Genomic DNA, 17,673 nt, shown 5'->3' with positions numbered 1-17,673 from the left:
GGATTGAACATTTGTCTAACGTGGGTCGCTGCAAACTTCAAATTTAGAAACGTGTTTCTCTTGCTGCGCGTAAAAAATTGTCGAGTATGGGTGTGCAATCGAGTAAGTTCGATGCGCCTGCGCTATGAAATTCGGGATGCCATTGCAAACCGACGACGAACTTTGCATCGCGCAAACGTATCGCCTCAACGATATTGTCAGTTTTAGAAATCGCTTCGATTACGATGCCTTTTCCTAAGGTTTTGACCGCTTGGTGATGGATAGAGTTCACGATGGCTATTTTTTGGGGAAATAGTTTTCCTAGACTTGAACTGGGCAGGAACTCTAGTTCATGCGTGTATTGATCGTACAGATCGTGTACGTGGGGGATAGGATTTGATGCCTCGGTCGCGATGTCTTGATACAGTGTTCCGCCAAATGCCACATTCAAAAGTTGGCAGCCACGACAGATGCCGAGCAGAGGCTTTCTCGCTTCAATGAACTCATGCAGTAGCTCTAGTTCGTACATATCGCGTGTGCGATCACCCATCCATTCTGGTCGCGTTGCTTGTTCTGCATAGGTCTCTGGCGCGACATCGGCACCACCTTGTAATACCAAGCCGTCTAAATGTTTGGCATAGTCACGCAGTCGAATATTACTAGGGTGAATTCGACCATGGGTATTCACCGATGGAATCATAAACACCATCACATCGCGCGACATGACCCAATGCGCGATCGACTCTTCTAAGTATTGCAAGGTTTTACTCGACAAACCTTTAGAGCCTTGGCTGGGGTGGAAGATACGAGCTGAGATACCGATTTTGATTGTGCGACGCGTTAATTGTTGCGCTGCATTTTGGGAGATAGTACGAAACCGCGCCTGCATGTAATCGATCATCGTACGCCATGGATGTGGGTCGCTGGAGGGCGAGATGATGGCTTTTGCTTGTGCCTGGGGTTGTACCGGAGGTTGTGGCTGCGGTTGTGCCTGAGTTTGCGGCTGTGCTTGAGCTTGAGCCTGTGTTTGCGCAAGCTCTGGCGTAGCAGCAGCGCTAGCTTGCGATGAGGATGTGGGATTTGGTACATCCTCAGTGGGTCTAGGCACTTCACCTTGACCTGAGTTGTTTGTTGTGTCGTTCATGTTACGAAAACCTTTCTCAGCGACTTCTGCATCCGCTCTCGCTCGGCTTAAAGATAAGCTTAACGAAGAACTCAAACAGCGAGGTTGATGCAGAGGTATAGCTTCATCAATCTACTCGCCTACACCTGGTTTATTGCGGTGTTGGTACAGTCAATCGATAAAAGTGATAGAAGTGATCTATTGATCAAATCAAGATATTCGGTTGTTTAAGCGTATGACCTCCTATTTGGCTTGAATGGTTTGAATGGCTTGTATGACTTGAATGAGTTATATAGCCAATATAACTAGCGTGGCTGGCAAACTAAATCAACTTGATTTGCTAATTGATTTGCTAATTGATTTACTGTGTGGCCTAGAAGGTCACATCGAATCAAAGAAAAATAAATGCAGCAATCGCGATGGCGGTTGGTGCTAGCGCACCTATCAATAGACCACCTGCGCCGATAGACTCATCGGAGAAACCACGCTTGAGCAAAGCGACGCCCGCGGGATTGGGGGCGTTGGCAATCATGGTTAAACCACCGCCTGCGACAGCGCCCGCTACCAAGCTGTATTTGGCTTGATCAGAAATGCCACTGATTAAGGAGCCTAAATAAGTGAGCGCCGCATTATCAGTCACTGCGGTCAGCGCAGTCGAACCAAAGAATAAAACTTTCGGTGACATCGCGGAGACTAAAGGCTGCAACCACCATTGTTGCAAACCACCGAGTACGACTAATCCCGCCAAGAAGAAAGCAACCAACAGCGCTTCTTTAATAATCAATGGATTTTGATGACGCTCATAAGCTTGTGTCACACCGAGAAACATCAAAAATAAACCAAGGAAAGCGACTGGATGGTGAGCCAACATAACGACACCCACCAAAAACGCGATATGAACCATGGTGAGTGAGATGGGTACCGATTTTTTCGTCTCTGCGCTGACTTGTTGTATTTGATCTGGCAAATGTTTGCGCAATACGAAAACCGCGATGGTCGCATTAATCAACACCGCAATCGCTGCTTTCCAACCGAATGTAGCCAGCATAAACGCCGAGTCCCATTGCCAAGTTGCTGCTACCATCAGCACAGGTGGTGCTGCGAATGAGGTCAAGGTACCGCCTATCGACACATTCACAAAAAGCACGCCTAGCGCAAAATATTTAATGCGTTCAGGCACTTCAGATCGAAATACTTGTGGAGCCAGCATCAAGGCCGCGATTGTCATGGCGGCAGGCTCAGTAATTGCTGAGCCGAACAATGGCACGGCGGCGAGTCCTAACCAAGCACTGACTAAGGAGGTGCGCAAAGGCATCACTCGTGCGACAGTATTTACCGTATTTATGACTAATTCTAAGATCGGGCGCGAGGCCGCCACCACCATGACGACAAATACAAATAGGGGCTCGGTATATTGACGTGATTCGGCATAGGCTAAGGCCCTTTCGCCTCCGCTGATGCCAGTCATACAGAAAATTAAAACGATCGCCCAGAAGCCGAATACGACTTCAACTTCGCCGAGTAAATGAAATAAACCAGCGTGGCGCGGATAACGATGTGATAAGCGCTCAAACTGTTTTGCGGCGAAGGTGTGAACGAGAGCGATTGCGAAGATAATAGCGGCAATCAGCTCAATATTGAGATGGTTCATAGGCTTTGGCTGTAATTAAGCAGCGAGGCGGCCCGACCTTCGCTGAAACCTGCTGCATCATAAATGATGTGCACCCGGCCAAAGTCTAACCGATTTAATCAAGGCTGACCAGCCTCGATTTTCCAGTCATACAAATCGACTTAGCAACATATTTTCATGCATTATTTCTGCAATGGCAGGCGATTAGAATAACCCAAAGCGATCATCAGCGTGATGCGGGTAAGACCTTGAAATTAAATCCTTCGCCAATGCAGCCGTCTGTGAGCTTGATGGAGCAGGATACGCTAGAGGTCATACAATTTATTCGAAAAGAATTAAAGCAAGACAAAATCTATTTGTTGGGTAGCTCATGGGGTAATGTTTTGGGCTTTTATATTGTTAAAAATCACCCAGAATTATTACATGCCTATTTCGCGTCTAATCCTGTCGTTAGCCAACTTACGAGTGAAAAAGAATTACTGGCAATTTTAAAAAATCACTTTAAAGACAATGAAGTCGCGAGTAAAGAATTGGCGACAGTGAGTATGCCTTCCGTGGTGGATGAGGATATGTTCTATTTGCGGAAATGGTTGTTCTTCAAAGAAGGTAAAGCGTTCGCAACGAGTGAGGGATTTAAGACGGGCTTTCTGCAATGGTCAAAAACTTGGTCACCCGTGTGGAATGAGGTAACGCGTATCGACTTACCTAAGACAATGCAGTCGGTGGAGTGCCCGATTTATTTTTTCGTGGGTAAGAATGATATTCAAACATCGACACGGATCACGGTCGATTATTTCAAGGCTTTGAAAGCGCCGAAGAAATCCTTGTTTATGTTTGAAAACTCAGGGCACCAGATTCATCAAGATGAAGCGGAGAAGCTCCAACAGGTGATTATGGGTGTGTTGCCTGCGATGTAGTTTGGGTAGTGAGCCTTACTTGCGATATTTGGTCGTATCGGTATTGAAATTTGTAGGGCGGTTGCAAGCCGCGCTGTGCATACGTTAAGCTGAGTTGCTTGACATTCTGGCGGCGCGGGTTGCACCCGCCCTACTTTTTTGTTCTTTATTTGTGAAGGCTTTGATCACTAAAGTACAGCAAAAACTCTACGATTTCGACTAAAACCCATCCCCATCCCAACCTTCCCTTTGAAGGGGAAGTAGTAAAGCGAGCGTTCTGGACGTTTCAGGACAATCTCTAATTTGGTTAGCGCCTACGGTGTTTCACCTGCCCTACTTTTTTGCCTGCCATCCACTTCGCCCCAACTCTCACCCATTTCGCCACATTCTGATTTCAATCGCCTGTCATCTTCTTTAGCATAGCGTCATCAATAACCACATTGATCTTTCTAGCGAATCTTCGCTGCAACGCTATACAAAAGAGACGAAAAGGACAAAGATGACAAACATAATGCAAACTTCTAGGACTGATTTTCTGGATCGTATTCGTGTGCTGTTGACGGCTTTGGTAATTCTCCACCATACCGCGATTATGTACGGTGCGTCGGGTGGCTGGTATTTACGCTACAAGTCTAGTGGATTAGCCTCTGGTTTTTTGCTGACATTATTTTGCTCTATCAATCAGGCATTTTTTATGGGGATGTTTTTTCTGTTGGCGGGTTATTTTAGTACCCGCTCATTTGAAAAGAAGGGCACACAGCAGTTCATGATGGATAGACTGTTACGCCTGGGCGTTCCAATTCTAGTATTTGGATTCGTACTTGGCCCTTTCACAAACGCCTTGGCTGAGACGCCTACTGGTGAAACTGTGTGGTCGTTTTGGTGGCAACTGATGACACATGGATCATTTAATATCGGCCCTTTGTGGTTCGCTTACGCCTTATTAATTTTTTCTGTTGTTTACCTAGTTTTGCGCGTACTTTTGCCTAAAGTGAGTTGGCATTTATCACCCAACGTTCTCAGTCATACCAAAGTTGCCGGCTTCTTATTGATCTGGGGACTTGCGGCTTTCGCTATACGTTTATGGGTACCGACGGGTCAAGAACGTGGTTTGTTGCAGATCGGTTATTTTGCATCGTATATTTTGTTATTCTTTTTTGGCTGTGCAGCGGCTCATGGACGTTTGCTGGAAAACATATACAAAAAATTGGCCTTGCCTTGGGCTTGGATTAGTTTGTTGACGATACCTAGTTTGTTTGCCTATGGAATTTTGAGCGGTGCTTTGCAGGGTGGTTCTTTTTATGTGAATGGCGGTTGGACACTGCCCGCATTCGCCTATGCGATGTGGGAGCCGTTTGTAGCGTGTGGAATTATGCTGATGTTGCTATGGCGTTTTCGTGTATCAAGCCAACCTTGGGCGTTTTGGAAAAAACTAGCACCGTTATGTTTCACAGCGTTTATTATTCACCCACCCGTAGTGGTCGGTTTGGGTGTTTTGCTACAGGATTGGAAGGGAATTTCCCTGGTGATGTTTGGCGTCGTGGGTACGGCCAGTTTGCTGATTAGTTTTGGCGTTGCGGCTTTATTGGTCAAACTTCCCGGCGCTAAGAAAATACTATAAAGCTGGTGTAAAAATATATCGGTCATCGCGAATAGCTTGTACAGTCACCCTCGCTCGCAATATCTTGAACTCGTCGTGGACGAACAATACCAACCAGTAAAACGGAAGCACTCAAAGTTTGTCGTTCCCGCGTAAGCGGGAATCCAGTGGCGTAACAGCCTAAAGACGCTAGATTCCCGCCTACGCGCACTGGTGTCCGGAATAATTTTCTTGACTAAGCTGTGGGATGTTGCAGGCATTGGTTTACGAGTGTTAACCTCGGTTTGCCGACTAAAAAACCAAACCTGCAACATGTTTAGAATAACCAATTTTCAAGAAATAATGAAGGGGATGCCGCGAGGTCCCTTCGATGCCATTGTCAAGAAACACAACGCGAACAAGTATACGAAGCAATTTGGCTACTGGCAGCACGCAATAGCCATGATTTATGGGCAACTGAGCGGCGCATCGAGTTTGCGAGAATTGCAGGCTGGTTTTAATGGTCACTTTGCGCATCATTATCATCTGGGCGCTAGCGCGATCAAGAAATCGACGCTGGCAGATGCCAATAGCCAACGTAAAGAGGCGGTGTTTGTCGATGTGGTGCAATGGTTGATGCAAAAAGCGAGTCGGTCAGTGCGTCAGCAAAGTAAAGAATGGTTATGTTTACTTGATTCAACACCGATTTTTTTGAGGGGTAGAGAGTTTGATCGCTGGACTGAAGAGTCAAAAACACGGCATACGCAAGGATTGAAATTACACGTGCTGTACGACACGAAAGCAGAGGTGCCAACGTGGCAAAGCATGACGGCACCGAATGTGAATGATGTGACGAAAGCGTGGGATGTGCCACTACAAAAAGGTGCGATTTATGTCTTCGACAAAGGCTATTGTGACTATGGCTGGTGGCGAGAAATCGATTTAGCAGAAGCGCAATTTGTAACGCGTTTCAAGTGCAATGCAGGCGTGAGTATCGAGAAAGAATTACCGATAGAAGCAGTGGATAAAGACATCGTCATCAGTGATCAACTGGTACGTTTTAAACACAAGCACGCGAGAGCGAAATGCAAGTTGCATTATGAGCGCCCACTACGCCGCGTGACGGTGATTAGGGAAGATAAAGCGACACCATTGGTCTTAGCAACGAATGATTTGACGAATAGTGCGCGGGACATTGCACAACGCTATAAAGAGCGTTGGGGAATTGAATTATTTTTTAAATGGATCAAGCAGCATCTCAAGATCAAGCGCTTTCTTGGACGGTCTGAGAACGCAGTGCGGATACAGTTATTGACGGCACTAATTGCTTATTTATTGGTTGCGCTACATAAGCAAACCCATCAGTTGAAAGCAACTTTGTGGGAGTGTTTATGTTTGATCCGCGCTACGCTGTTTCAGTGTAAAGGTTTAGACGAACATCGAGAACGAAAACGACGACAAAAGGAGGAAATAATGAAACAATTTCAAACACAATTATTTACATGAAACTGTCAAGAAAATTATTCCGGACAGCAGTGCGCCTACGCGGGAACGACAGTTCGTCTTATTGAGCTTAACTGAACACCATTAGCCGTGCGCGAGGGAAATTCTCAGTATTTCAATATTCAAGTATTTCGATAAATACGTTTGACACTCAGAACTAGTTTATTTATACCAGCCACGTGGACTGGCGTTTTCTGCACGAAATTGACTGTATAAACTAGAGGGAAAAACGCTCAACATTTCAGGAACCCAAAATTGTTTATGAGTACCGGAACTAAGTTGTGCCTTAAACGCATTCAGATCAGAGGTGGGGGTTAAAGGCAGACCATTATCCGCGATCATAAAAGGGAAACCCACTCGCAAGCCCAAGGATCTGAGTATGATCTGAAAATCTCTAGCGTCAGCAAACGACAAAGTACAATCGCTCTTACTAGCAACAGGATATTGTAAGCTAGCTTTTACCACGCCTTCGCGCCAAGTTTTTGCGTTATCGGCGGCACACCAAATGTTTTGTACATTCTGCTTGCGTTGTGGATTATCGCTTTCCAAGGTATCAGGAACGATGAAAAAACTGACATCCAATTTATCGCCCGCACTTGCTAACATCTGCTCAAACTTAATACAGAACGGACAATCGTAAGCAGACAGTAACAAGACTTTATTCGCCCCCTTACCTTGCGTGATTTGTATCAATTTATCGAAGCGGATATTGTGCAAAATGGCTGAAAGTATTTTGGACTTTTCTTGATCACTAATTGCACTTGGCTTCTGTACGGGCTGGCTCCAGTTGGTGACCTTGAGATTATTGGTTTCAAGTATCAGCGTCGCTGAATCATTAATGAAATAAATCGCTTCATTGGGTCCGCCTTCTATTCTGTAGAGATCTTTGAAGATCGTTTCTTTCACCACATTTTTATTGCCATACAATTTTTTAACAGTGGCACTCACACTGGTGATATCGGCCTGAGCAGGCACAGCGGTCATACTGAGAACGATCAAGCTGAGTCCCAGTTTTGCAATAGTGGTCAAGTAGGATTTTAAGTTCACGTAGCAACCTCAGAGGTAGGAATAACTAGACAAAAATAACTTCAGTCGAATTCATAACAGATTCAAGATCACCAATAAGCCGAAATGCCCTCCATCATGCACATCGATATCGGCAAAATCAGCTATGCCAAAGTGCAAGGCGATGCTTGAATTGATTATTATAGAATAAGTTACCTTATTCATTATCCTAATTGACAGAGTTATCTTTCTCTTCTACCTCGTCGGCTTCTACTATACATTTCCTAGAACCTAATCCGATTACAGTTACTAGGCGTAGCGTCTCGGCTGTTCGCTGTTTTGCTGCATAGTGCTCTGATTACTCAAGGCCAAACGACGTGATCCCTTATCCGAGTTACTCGATAAATGAGTCGGTGAATTGATCCTTGTGGGGCGACTTATATCGTGGTCATGATGTCTAGCTTTCACCAAAATAAACGTATTCACTAGATGATTCAATTCGGCCGCTTGCATTTTGATATTGTCGGCAGCGGCTGCCGCTTGTCCCACCAGTGCGGCATTTTGTTGTCGCATATCGTCCATCTGTGTCATAGCTTGGTTGATCAAATCAATACCGATACTCTGCTCCCGACTAGCTACGGTGATATCGCGCATCACATCTGCAGCACGCTTCACATCGTTCACAATTTCGGTCATATTTTTTCCAGCTTCATCAACTTGCTCACTGCCTTTACTGACTTTTTCTACTGAATCATTAATTAACGTCTTGATCTCTTTAGCCGCATTAGCGCTACGCTGTGCTAATGCGCGCACCTCGCTAGCGACTACCGCAAACCCTCGTCCCTGCTCACCTGCACGCGCGGCTTCCACGGCAGCATTTAAAGCCAGAATATTGGTTTGAAAAGCAATCCCATCAATGACGCCGATAATGTCTGCGATTTTGGTCGAACTCTCTTTAATAGAACCCATGGTACAAACCACATTAGCAACCACTTGACCGCCTTTGTCAGCAAAGGCTGCCGTCTCGGTAACGATGTCGGTGGCTTTATGGGCGTTATCGGCGTTTTGTTTGACGGTCGCAGTCAGCTCTTCAATGGAAGAGGCGGTTTCTTCTAGTGAGCTAGCTTGAATCTCGGTACGTCGCGCTAAATCATTATTGCCAATCGCCATGTCGGTCGCATCTAGGTTGACGTGTTCTGTCGCTTGTTTAATTTGCCCAACCAAGAGCTTAATATTGGTCTGCAACACTCTCAAGGATTGCGCCATCTGAGCAATTTCATTCTCACCGTGCGAACGAATGTAGCCGGTTAAATCACCTGCACTCATCACTTTCATATCATGCGCCGCTTGGCGTAGCGGTGGGATAATCGTGTAATAACAATTAAGTCCAAAGCTGAGCGCCATACACATTCCCACAATGCCTAGACTCAAAGAGAGATAATCACTAGCAGCACTCTTATTTACGTAGCTAGACCAAACTATCGCAGCATTTAGGATAGTCATCAATACGACAAAACTGAGTAAGCGTGTGGCGATGGATAAGCGCGCATGAAAATTTAACCAACTCCAGCGCCGTCGTGGAATCGCTGCACCTTCGTGAATTTCTAATGTCGTATCACCTCGTCGAATGGCCGTATAGGCTGCGTCAGCGGCTCTTATTTGTTCGCGCGTTGGTTTAATTCTGACCGAGGTATAGCCCACCATCTGCCCATCTTTAATCAATGGGGCAGCATGTGCTTCTACCCAATAATAATCGCCGTTCTTACAACGATTTTTAACTAAGCCTGTCCAAGATTTACCCGCCTTAATCGTACGCCATAGGTCGGCAAATGCCTCGGCGGGCATGTCGGGATGACGCAAGATATTTTGCGGAGCGCCGATCAATTCAGTTTCGGTATAGCCACTAATACGGATAAAGGCGTCGTTAGCGTAAGTGATATTGCCTTGCAAATCAGTTTTTGAAACGATGGTTTCAGAGTCGTCCAAGACGTACTCGACTTGGGTGACCGGTAAGTTTTGCCGCATGCATAACCCTCTATTTCGTACTCAATCAAGTTGATCAATGATGTTGATATGTGCGATGACGAATGACGAAAGCCTATATGGTGGACAATAGTATTCCTTCCTTAAACGGGTTGGTTTAAAGATTCGTTTCTAGCCTCGAAAGTATAGGGAGGTCGTCTAACAGAATTGTTAAAAAATGTGAGCTACGATGATTTCATTTCGCAAAACTTGAGCTTAGTCAAATAAACCAAACGCGCTAATAAGCCGCCAGCATGTTGTCAGATCAAATTCTTGACGACATCAATTTTGCCAACACAACTTATAATGTCAAGTTGATCTCACGGCGGCTGTCATTTTCTCAACACAATCAATCGAATTCATCTTGCATTTAAAAAGAGAGAACTATAGATTGATTAATAGTTTGACGAAGTGGGGTCGATGTTCATGTGGGATCATTGATTAGATACATTACATTTTAATGTTCTTCCATCTTCACCGCAGATTGAGAAACAACGCTCATCTGAAACAACTTAATAGCTCAGTAGCTCAACAGCTCCTAAATTAAAGGTAACTTATATGATTTCGCTTAAAAATTTTGGAATCGGCAAACGTCTAGCGATTGGCTTTGGCATCATGTTGCTTTTATCTATTTTAATTTCCGCCATCGGTGTTTGGCGCCTACAGACAGTAGCCACCGCTACTCGTGAAATGATGCAAGTGCCGCTGGCGAAAGAAAGACTTATTTCTGATTGGTATAGCAAAATTGATAGTGCGATTCGGCGCACCACAGCCATCGCTAAAAGCTCTGATCCTTCACTCAGCACTTATTTCAAAGATGAGTCCGCGCAATCGTCGCAAATTTCGGCTGAACTTCAAAAGCAAATTGGACTATTGCTAAGCAGCGACGACGAAAAGGTTCTATTTGAAAAGCTAGGCGAACAACGCAAGCTCTATCTTTCATCGCGTGATGAGATCGCCAAATTTAAAGCGGCAGGTCAAACAGAAGATGCTGATAGAGTATTCAAAGATACCTTTGTTCAAGTCGCCGCCACCTATCAAAAGATGGTCAACGATTTACTCAGTATGCAACGCCATAGCATTGATGCCACGGCTAAGAAAGTCGATGACATTGCAACTACCAGCCGTAACTTGATATTAATTTTAGCGTGTCTGGTTGTGTTGTTTGGTCTGATTAGTGGATGGCTGCTGATAGGCAGTATCGTTGGCCCTATCAATACCGCATTAGATGCAGCACGCCGGGTTGCGAGTGGCGATTTGACTGGCGATATTGTTGCAGATTCAAATGATGAAGCCGGTCAATTGTTGGACGCATTAAAAGTAATGAACAATAATTTATTAAACATCGTCACCGAGGTACGTAGCGCTACCGACAATATCGTCACCGCATCATCCGAAATCGCTGCGGGCAATCAAGATCTGTCATCGCGCACCGAAGATCAAGCCAGCTCACTGGAAGAGACTGCCGCATCTATGGAAGAGCTGACTTCAACGGTCAGACAAAATTCTGACAATGCACGCGAAGCTAATCAATTATCTTTGTCAGCCTCCGAGGTAGCAATCAAGGGTGGCAAAATGGTCGACGAGGTGATTAACACGATGGAATCCATCAATGATTCGTCGAAAAAAATTGTCGACATTATTTCTGTCATTGATGGCATTGCTTTCCAAACCAATATTCTGGCATTAAATGCAGCTGTAGAAGCAGCAAGAGCAGGCGAACAAGGGCGAGGATTTGCTGTGGTAGCGTCTGAAGTACGCAGTCTAGCGCAGCGTTCAGCCGCCGCCGCAAAAGAAATTAAAACCTTGATCAACGACTCAGTAGAGAAAGTAACCGAAGGTAATACCTTAGTCGCCAATACCGGAACGACGATGGTCGAAATTGTAGATGGTGTACACCGCGTTACAGACATTATTGCAGAAATCAGCAAGGCCAGCAAAGAACAGAGTACTGGAATCGATGAAGTGTACAAAGCGGTCGAACAAATGGACCAGGTCACACAACAAAATTCTGCGCTAGTTGAACAAGCGGCAGCGGCGGCGGAAGCCTTACAAGATCAAGCAGTTGCACTCGCAAAAGTTGTAAGTGCATTTAAAGTGAATCAAACACATGCCAATTTGGTGACGAGAGCCACGACCAAAACTGCACCTGCATCCGGAACTGCGCCGCGTTTACGTTAAGGTGCTCATCACATTCTGTTGGCACAGTGTTCAACTAAACTCAGCTAAGCTCACTCTGGCTTAGCTAATCTCAAAAAAAAAGCATCATGCTCAACAAGCATGATGCTTTTTTAGTCTCTATCAATTCTGTCCAAATTCATCACGCTTAATGGTGATGCCCATGTTCTCCGTGAACGTGACCATGCGCTACTTCTTCCGCTGTCGCCGCGCGGATGTCTAATACTTGTACGTTGACTTTCAAAGAGCTACCTGCCAGTGGATGATTACCATCTAACATGACTTGATCGCCTTTGATCTTCAGCACGGTGTACACCATTTGCTCACCTGTTTCACTGTAGCCTTCCATCATGCCGCCAACTTTAATACCAGCGGGGAAATCTTTTTTGGAGATCGTTCTGAGCAAGCTTTCATTGCGCTCACCGAAGGCATCTTCTGGGGATAAGTTCATCGCCAATTTAAAACCAATTTCCTGACCTTGGAGAGCTTCTTCGATTTTTGGTAAGAGATTATCGTAACCGTGCAGGTAAGCGACTGGTGTTTTGCCACTTTCTAATACTTTACCTTTGCCATCAACGACGGTGAGGCGAATGGTAACTGCGCTGTCTTTTTCTATGATCATGATGCTGGACTCAGTTTAAAAAATAATAAAGGCGGTATCTTAACCTAAGCTAGTCTGTCGAGGTGATTAAGAGCGGAGTAATTTCCTAAAGCCAGCTAATACTTAGTTTCAGTCGGTTTAATTTCTAAAATTTTCCCCCCAAGCGATACTAAATCTAATTCTCGGAATGTCCTTTTTTGAAGAAGAGACTGAATATTCCGTTTCTTTTCGCGGGTTACTTCTCCGCTCCTTATCTCTTCACAAACTAATTTTAGATCATTCCTATTATCTATTATTTTTTGTTTTTTCGACTTTACGTTTTTTTTCTTATCCTCATATGTACGACTACCAACTTCAAGCTTTTCTAACTTACGTTTCTTTTGCAATAATTCATTTTGGTCAAAAATTGTGAGATCTTCATTTTCAATTTCTTCCAAAATTTCACCTTCTTTTTGCAAATTCGTCTTAAGAAGAGTCAACTCATTACGTTCAATTTCAAACTCTTGGCAGTATCTCTTGTGCGCAGAAAAATAGTTGTATTTCTCAAATTCAGATATTAATTTGTCGCCGCAGTGAATTTGAAAAGCTAAATCAGAACTCGATCCAAATTGAAAGGAGCTGAGAATTTTTGGAAAATCTTCGTCTTTAATCTCAATATCATCTTCACTTTCACTAAAATCAATTTCTTCATATTGTTTTTTAATCTCGCTTAACAGTTTCTCTACCTTTTCTACTGTCAATTGCTCCAGCTTTACTTCGCCAAAATCAGTATCCACATTTGTTCCCCAACCCTTTGGCGGTGGTTGACTGTCGAGATCAGACGGTAGAACTTGATGCATGGAGAAACTAATCTTTTTTACCTCTGAAGCGTCTTTTTTGACATCTTTTAGTGCTAGCTCGTCTCCATCTTTGCCCTGAAAACCCAATTTGTAACGCGCGGTGTGTGTATTGTCCTCTTCGTCTAATTCGCTTTCTAAATTTTGCGAAAGTTGATCGTAGGTTGTGCCTTCGGCCTTTGCTGGCGAAGCGAACTCACCTTGATTGCTCATTGTCGCCGTCGCTTCCCACAATTGTGGGATACGTGCAGGAATTTGAATTTCCCAAAACGTGCTTGGATCTAATTTATTGATGATTTGATTATCAAGTAACATTTGCTGATTTACACGATAATTTAAACTGCGATAGGCGACTTTCACTTCATAAGAATATTGAGTTCCTGGCGTTGCGTCTCGCAACATTCTTTCTATCGTATTGTTGTAAGCAAATTGATTATTGTTTGCATCTTGTGGCGCCACATTCCAAGCGACGTTACTGGCATCTCCACCTAAAATCTGATTTCCGACTAAGTGTCCGCCGTGATAAGTTGCGGCTCGTTTACTTGATGCTCCATTGCGTATCATGAATTCTTCATCACCGAGGTTACCAATTGCAGACACGATGTCTGCATCTTCGCTACCTCGTTCCTCACGATTTTGACTACGTTCCAAACTTGCAGCCACCGAATGTGGTCGATCGCAATTTGATGAAAGGCTGCTCGTACTTTTAAATACATCACTGTTTAAATTTTTACGGAAAATGCTGCTTAGCACGCCATAAGCAGTCGGCAAACCAGTGTCAGCTTTAACCCCAGTAAACTTACCATCAGAGCCTTCGTCTTTAAATAAACTTGATTCCAATTTTCTGTCGTCTTCAGCCCATGTTTTATCGCCAAATTTATAAGATAACTGCATAGGCATCGCGGCACCACTAGGACGATAGCTTAGCAATTGCGTGGTGTTTTGCGAGCTCTGCATAGTCGCTGCTTGCGCGCCCATTTTATCCGCCTCTGCTTCTAGGCTTAAATCATCGTTGATAACATTTCCGCTCTTTAACTGCATAGTCGGTTTGACTCTCCCCTGCGCTTGTTGCACCACATGCCAAGCTTCGTGCGGCAAGTGATGACTTTGCCCAGGCGCTAAATGAATTTGGTTCCCTTGTGCATAAGCGTGGGCATTGAGTTGCGCAGGTTTATCTGAGTTGTAATGTACCTGAACCTGATCCATGCAAACACCGGACAATGACTCTATCCCTGCTTTGAGTTGTGATGGGAGTCCATTTGAATTTTCAGGAGCTATGGTATGCATACTGCTATCTGACGATGACAGCCTCGCCACATTGATGGCAGCTTCTTGCACTACCTCCTGTCTTGACTGCGCGGTTTCAAACTCTAGAACTTCTTCACGTTCTGTTTGAGTCGAATCAGAATATGCAATAGCTCGTTGTGCTAACTGAGATTGCATGCGCATTAACTGGGTTTGTTTTCTACTCATTTGCATCTGCGATGCTCGCCCATGCATTTGAACGGCCTTCTGACTATTCAAAGCCAACTGTTGTCGGTGTCCCTGAGCCATATTTTCCGCTCGCGAATCAATCGATCGCATCGTCCCATGCTGAGAGGATTGACGTGCTACTTGTTCGGTTTGAGGGCTAGGTGCTCTATGCTGCATTGATCCGGTTGAACTCATTCGTTCTTCCCTATTTAGATATGTTCAACAAATAATTAACAAGAAATTCTAGGACAAACAATTCAAAATTTTACGTTGGGAGTAAAGCAAAATTTATACCGCAATATTCAAGATTAAGAAGAAGTGTTGCCTTCACATATAGCGTCAATTCGGCTTGATTTACTGCTCGTTGACGTGTGATTTACGTGTCAATGGTGGCTATTTTTGTACTTTATTGCAAATTCCCCAGAGATTGCGGTGGCACATTATTTGCTAATTTATTATTTGGCAATCTAATATTTTGTGACTGATTAATTTTCAATTTGGTACTTATAGCTAAAAGAAAATTCAAAATTCGACGCAATTTACAATCGATAAAACATTCCATCCAGCCGAGGAAACCGTCATGAGCGATCAAGCCGAAAGCAGCAGCACGAACGACCATCCAACTTTAGATAAGCTCCAAACAGCTGCAGCCCAAAGTAAGACTAGGCCCAACATTTTAATGATCATGGTGGATCAGTTGTACTACCCAACGGCGGGGTCTGAATATGGAGGATTTGCCGAAGATATTAAAACGATTTTATCGTTCGTCGGTAGCTTAGAAGGCAATCAGTACACGCAACACTATCCGGGCTTTTGTAAGTTGCGCGAATACGCGACCGTATTCACCGATCACACCATTGCCGAGTCGGCCTGCATCCCTAGTCGTGCCAGTATCATGACGGGACAATACGGGCCACGTAGCGGCGTGACACAGACTGACGGCTTGTTTAAAAATGGTGATGCGTCGAATTTTCCTTGGCTGCCACCGAACGGGGCACCGACCGCGGGAGATTATTTCCGCGAGCTGGGTTACTCCACACATTACTTTGGCAAATGGCATGTGAGCGATCCGGCCGATCATTCTTTAGAATCTTATGGCTTTAGTGATTGGGAGATGTCTTGGCCAGAGCCGCACGGATCTTTGACTAATAATATGGGCGTCTATCGCGATTATCAGTTTGCGGATTTGACTTGCGCCTTCCTGCGTCGTCGTGGTTTGGGCGTACCATATTCACGTGCCAGCAGCACGGCGGGTGACCGGCATCCTAATCAAAGTTTTGTGCCAACTCCAGCACCATTTTTTGCTGTATGTTCATTTACTAATCCGCACGATATCGCAACTTACCCTACTCTACCGCGTGCGCTCTTGCCCGCTGATCCTGGGGCAAAAACGACACCCGATGAATTAGTCGGACCTGGTGGTTCGGTACCAATTCCTAGCAAAAATACGGTCAGTGCCGCGCCGCAAGATGGCACTTTTCATGTGCCTTTAAATCCCACCGGCCTGCCACAGATTTGCGCCAGCGCCACTCTCACCCAAAGCGAAAATCTGCTCATCAACAAACCGCGTGCTCAATTTGATGCATCGTATAAAGTCGCGCTTGGTTTGGCCGCAAAAACGGGACTATCTACGGCCAAGGCGATCTGTAAAAAAAACGGCATCGACTCGCCGCAAGAAATATTAAGCACTGCGGTGAAAGCCACCCTCGCATCGACAATTCCATTTCAATTACAACAGAATGCAGACGCCGCCTCAGTCGGATTTTTGCAGTATTACGCGTACATGATTTCTGTGGTGGACAAACATATCTTGAACGTGTTGACTACGCTGGAACAAGCTGGCTTGCGCGACAATACTATCGTCGTGTTTGCCTCAGATCATGGTGAATTCGGAGCATCCCACGGCATGCAAATTGAAAAATGGCATGGCGCATATCAAGAGGTCGTGCATGTGCCTTTCTTGGTGAGTTCACCCACTTACAATAGCAGCACCAACCAGACTGTCGCTATTACTGCCCAAACCAGCCATATTGACTTATTACCGACCCTGCTCGCTTTGACCGGCGCCCAGCCTGAGGATATTGAACGAGCGCGCCGTGGTTTATCCAAAACACATAAAGCAGCACCGCTGCCTGGCGCCAATCTCTTACCGATTATCAAAGGTGAGCAAACTGCCGTGCACGATCCAGATGGCAGCAAGCGCCTAGGCATCATGTTTGTCACGGATGACATGATCACTGAGCCACTCCCTAAAGATGATGATCCGCACAATCAAAACTCATGGGAGCAATATGCCGTATACGCTGCGACAGTGGAATTATTACGCACGCCCCCCACTGCCAATGAAACTCGTCCATATGTACCAGAGTTGAGCGCTGGGGCCGTGGTACAACCTGCCCATGTACGCGCCTTGCGCTCGGCGGAATGGAAGTTGGTGCGTTATTGCGATCCTTGGAGTGAGCGACCTGTGCCAGATCAATGGGCGCTTTACAATTTAGCGACTGATCCGATTGAGGCGCAAAATTTATTGGTATATGACGGCGTATTTCCTACGCCTGTATCTGAGCTGCCGAATGAATTCAGCTCTCAATTAATCATCGCAATCGCAACCCACATGCAAAAAGAATTAGCAAGACAAGAGACCCATTTACTCTCGCCCTACCCTAGCCAACACCCTAGTGCAGGTTTAGTCTAGTTACTGCAAGCGTAATGAATTAATGAATAAGTCAGCAGAAACTTGCCATTAGCTTGCTGACTCCTTACCATAGCGTCTTCGAGCTAGCAGGAAGGTTTATCGCACGATTTTCGTTCCTGCATTTAGATCTATTACCACTCTAATTTAGCCAAA

General features: G+C 45.0%; 11 protein-coding genes. 5 read left to right on the top strand and 6 right to left on the bottom strand.

Annotated elements, in window-relative coordinates:
• Positions 1–43: 43 nt before the first annotated feature.
• Together ACFFJH_RS10105 and ACFFJH_RS10100 are read right to left on the bottom strand one after the other, a co-directional pair.
• Positions 44–1,123, bottom strand: a complete 1,080-nt coding sequence (locus ACFFJH_RS10105; RefSeq protein ID WP_390212134.1) for a gamma-glutamyl-gamma-aminobutyrate hydrolase family protein — start codon at positions 1,121–1,123, stop codon at positions 44–46.
• 370 nt (positions 1,124–1,493) lie between these two features.
• Positions 1,494–2,753 (bottom strand): putative Na+/H+ antiporter, encoded by a 1,260-nt coding sequence (locus ACFFJH_RS10100; protein WP_390212132.1) that lies wholly within the window; start codon positions 2,751–2,753, stop codon positions 1,494–1,496.
• Positions 2,754–2,980: 227 nt separating this feature from the next.
• On the opposite strand from ACFFJH_RS10100, the gene ACFFJH_RS10095 reads away from it, so the two are divergent.
• The 3 genes from ACFFJH_RS10095 (at position 2,981) to ACFFJH_RS10085 (ending at position 6,713) form a co-directional block, all read left to right on the top strand.
• Positions 2,981–3,649: an alpha/beta fold hydrolase gene (locus tag ACFFJH_RS10095; protein ID WP_390212130.1), complete on the top strand. Its 669-nt coding sequence runs from the start codon at positions 2,981–2,983 to the stop codon at positions 3,647–3,649.
• 478 nt (positions 3,650–4,127) lie between these two features.
• Positions 4,128–5,249, top strand: a complete 1,122-nt coding sequence (locus ACFFJH_RS10090) for an acyltransferase family protein (RefSeq protein ID WP_390212128.1) — start codon at positions 4,128–4,130, stop codon at positions 5,247–5,249.
• Between the two features lie 291 nt (positions 5,250–5,540).
• Complete coding sequence (locus ACFFJH_RS10085) at positions 5,541–6,713, top strand: IS4 family transposase (RefSeq protein ID WP_390212126.1); 1,173 nt, start codon at positions 5,541–5,543, stop codon at positions 6,711–6,713.
• Positions 6,714–6,872: 159 nt separating this feature from the next.
• Here ACFFJH_RS10085 and ACFFJH_RS10080 read toward each other — a convergent pair whose 3' ends face one another.
• Both ACFFJH_RS10080 and ACFFJH_RS10075 read right to left on the bottom strand, forming a co-directional pair.
• Positions 6,873–7,757, bottom strand: a complete 885-nt coding sequence (locus tag ACFFJH_RS10080) for a thioredoxin domain-containing protein (protein WP_390212124.1) — start codon at positions 7,755–7,757, stop codon at positions 6,873–6,875.
• Positions 7,758–8,024: 267 nt separating this feature from the next.
• Positions 8,025–9,740, bottom strand: a complete 1,716-nt coding sequence (locus tag ACFFJH_RS10075; RefSeq protein WP_390212122.1) for a methyl-accepting chemotaxis protein — start codon at positions 9,738–9,740, stop codon at positions 8,025–8,027.
• Between the two features lie 555 nt (positions 9,741–10,295).
• Here ACFFJH_RS10075 and ACFFJH_RS10070 point away from each other — a divergent pair.
• The gene (locus ACFFJH_RS10070; RefSeq protein WP_390212120.1) at positions 10,296–11,918 is read left to right on the top strand and encodes a methyl-accepting chemotaxis protein; all 1,623 of its coding nucleotides are present in this window, start codon (positions 10,296–10,298) and stop codon (positions 11,916–11,918) included.
• Positions 11,919–12,063: 145 nt separating this feature from the next.
• On the opposite strand, the gene ACFFJH_RS10065 is transcribed toward ACFFJH_RS10070, so the two are convergent.
• Both ACFFJH_RS10065 and ACFFJH_RS10060 read right to left on the bottom strand, forming a co-directional pair.
• Entirely contained in the window at positions 12,064–12,537 is a 474-nt protein-coding gene (locus tag ACFFJH_RS10065; RefSeq protein WP_390212118.1) for an FKBP-type peptidyl-prolyl cis-trans isomerase, read from the bottom strand.
• 95 nt (positions 12,538–12,632) lie between these two features.
• Positions 12,633–14,639: an eCIS core domain-containing protein gene (locus ACFFJH_RS10060; protein ID WP_446697463.1), complete on the bottom strand. Its 2,007-nt coding sequence runs from the start codon at positions 14,637–14,639 to the stop codon at positions 12,633–12,635.
• 766 nt (positions 14,640–15,405) lie between these two features.
• On the opposite strand from ACFFJH_RS10060, the gene ACFFJH_RS10050 reads away from it, so the two are divergent.
• Positions 15,406–17,520, top strand: coding sequence for a sulfatase-like hydrolase/transferase (locus ACFFJH_RS10050; RefSeq protein WP_390212116.1), 2,115 nt, complete (start codon positions 15,406–15,408; stop codon positions 17,518–17,520).
• The last annotated feature ends 153 nt before the right edge of the window (positions 17,521–17,673 follow it).

This window comes from Affinundibacterium danionis (assembly GCF_042432465.1).
Taxonomy (GTDB): domain Bacteria; phylum Pseudomonadota; class Gammaproteobacteria; order Burkholderiales; family Burkholderiaceae_D; genus Undibacterium; species Undibacterium danionis.
The sequence above is the reverse complement of the archived record's forward strand: the minus strand, read 5'-3'. Positions and strand labels throughout refer to the sequence as shown.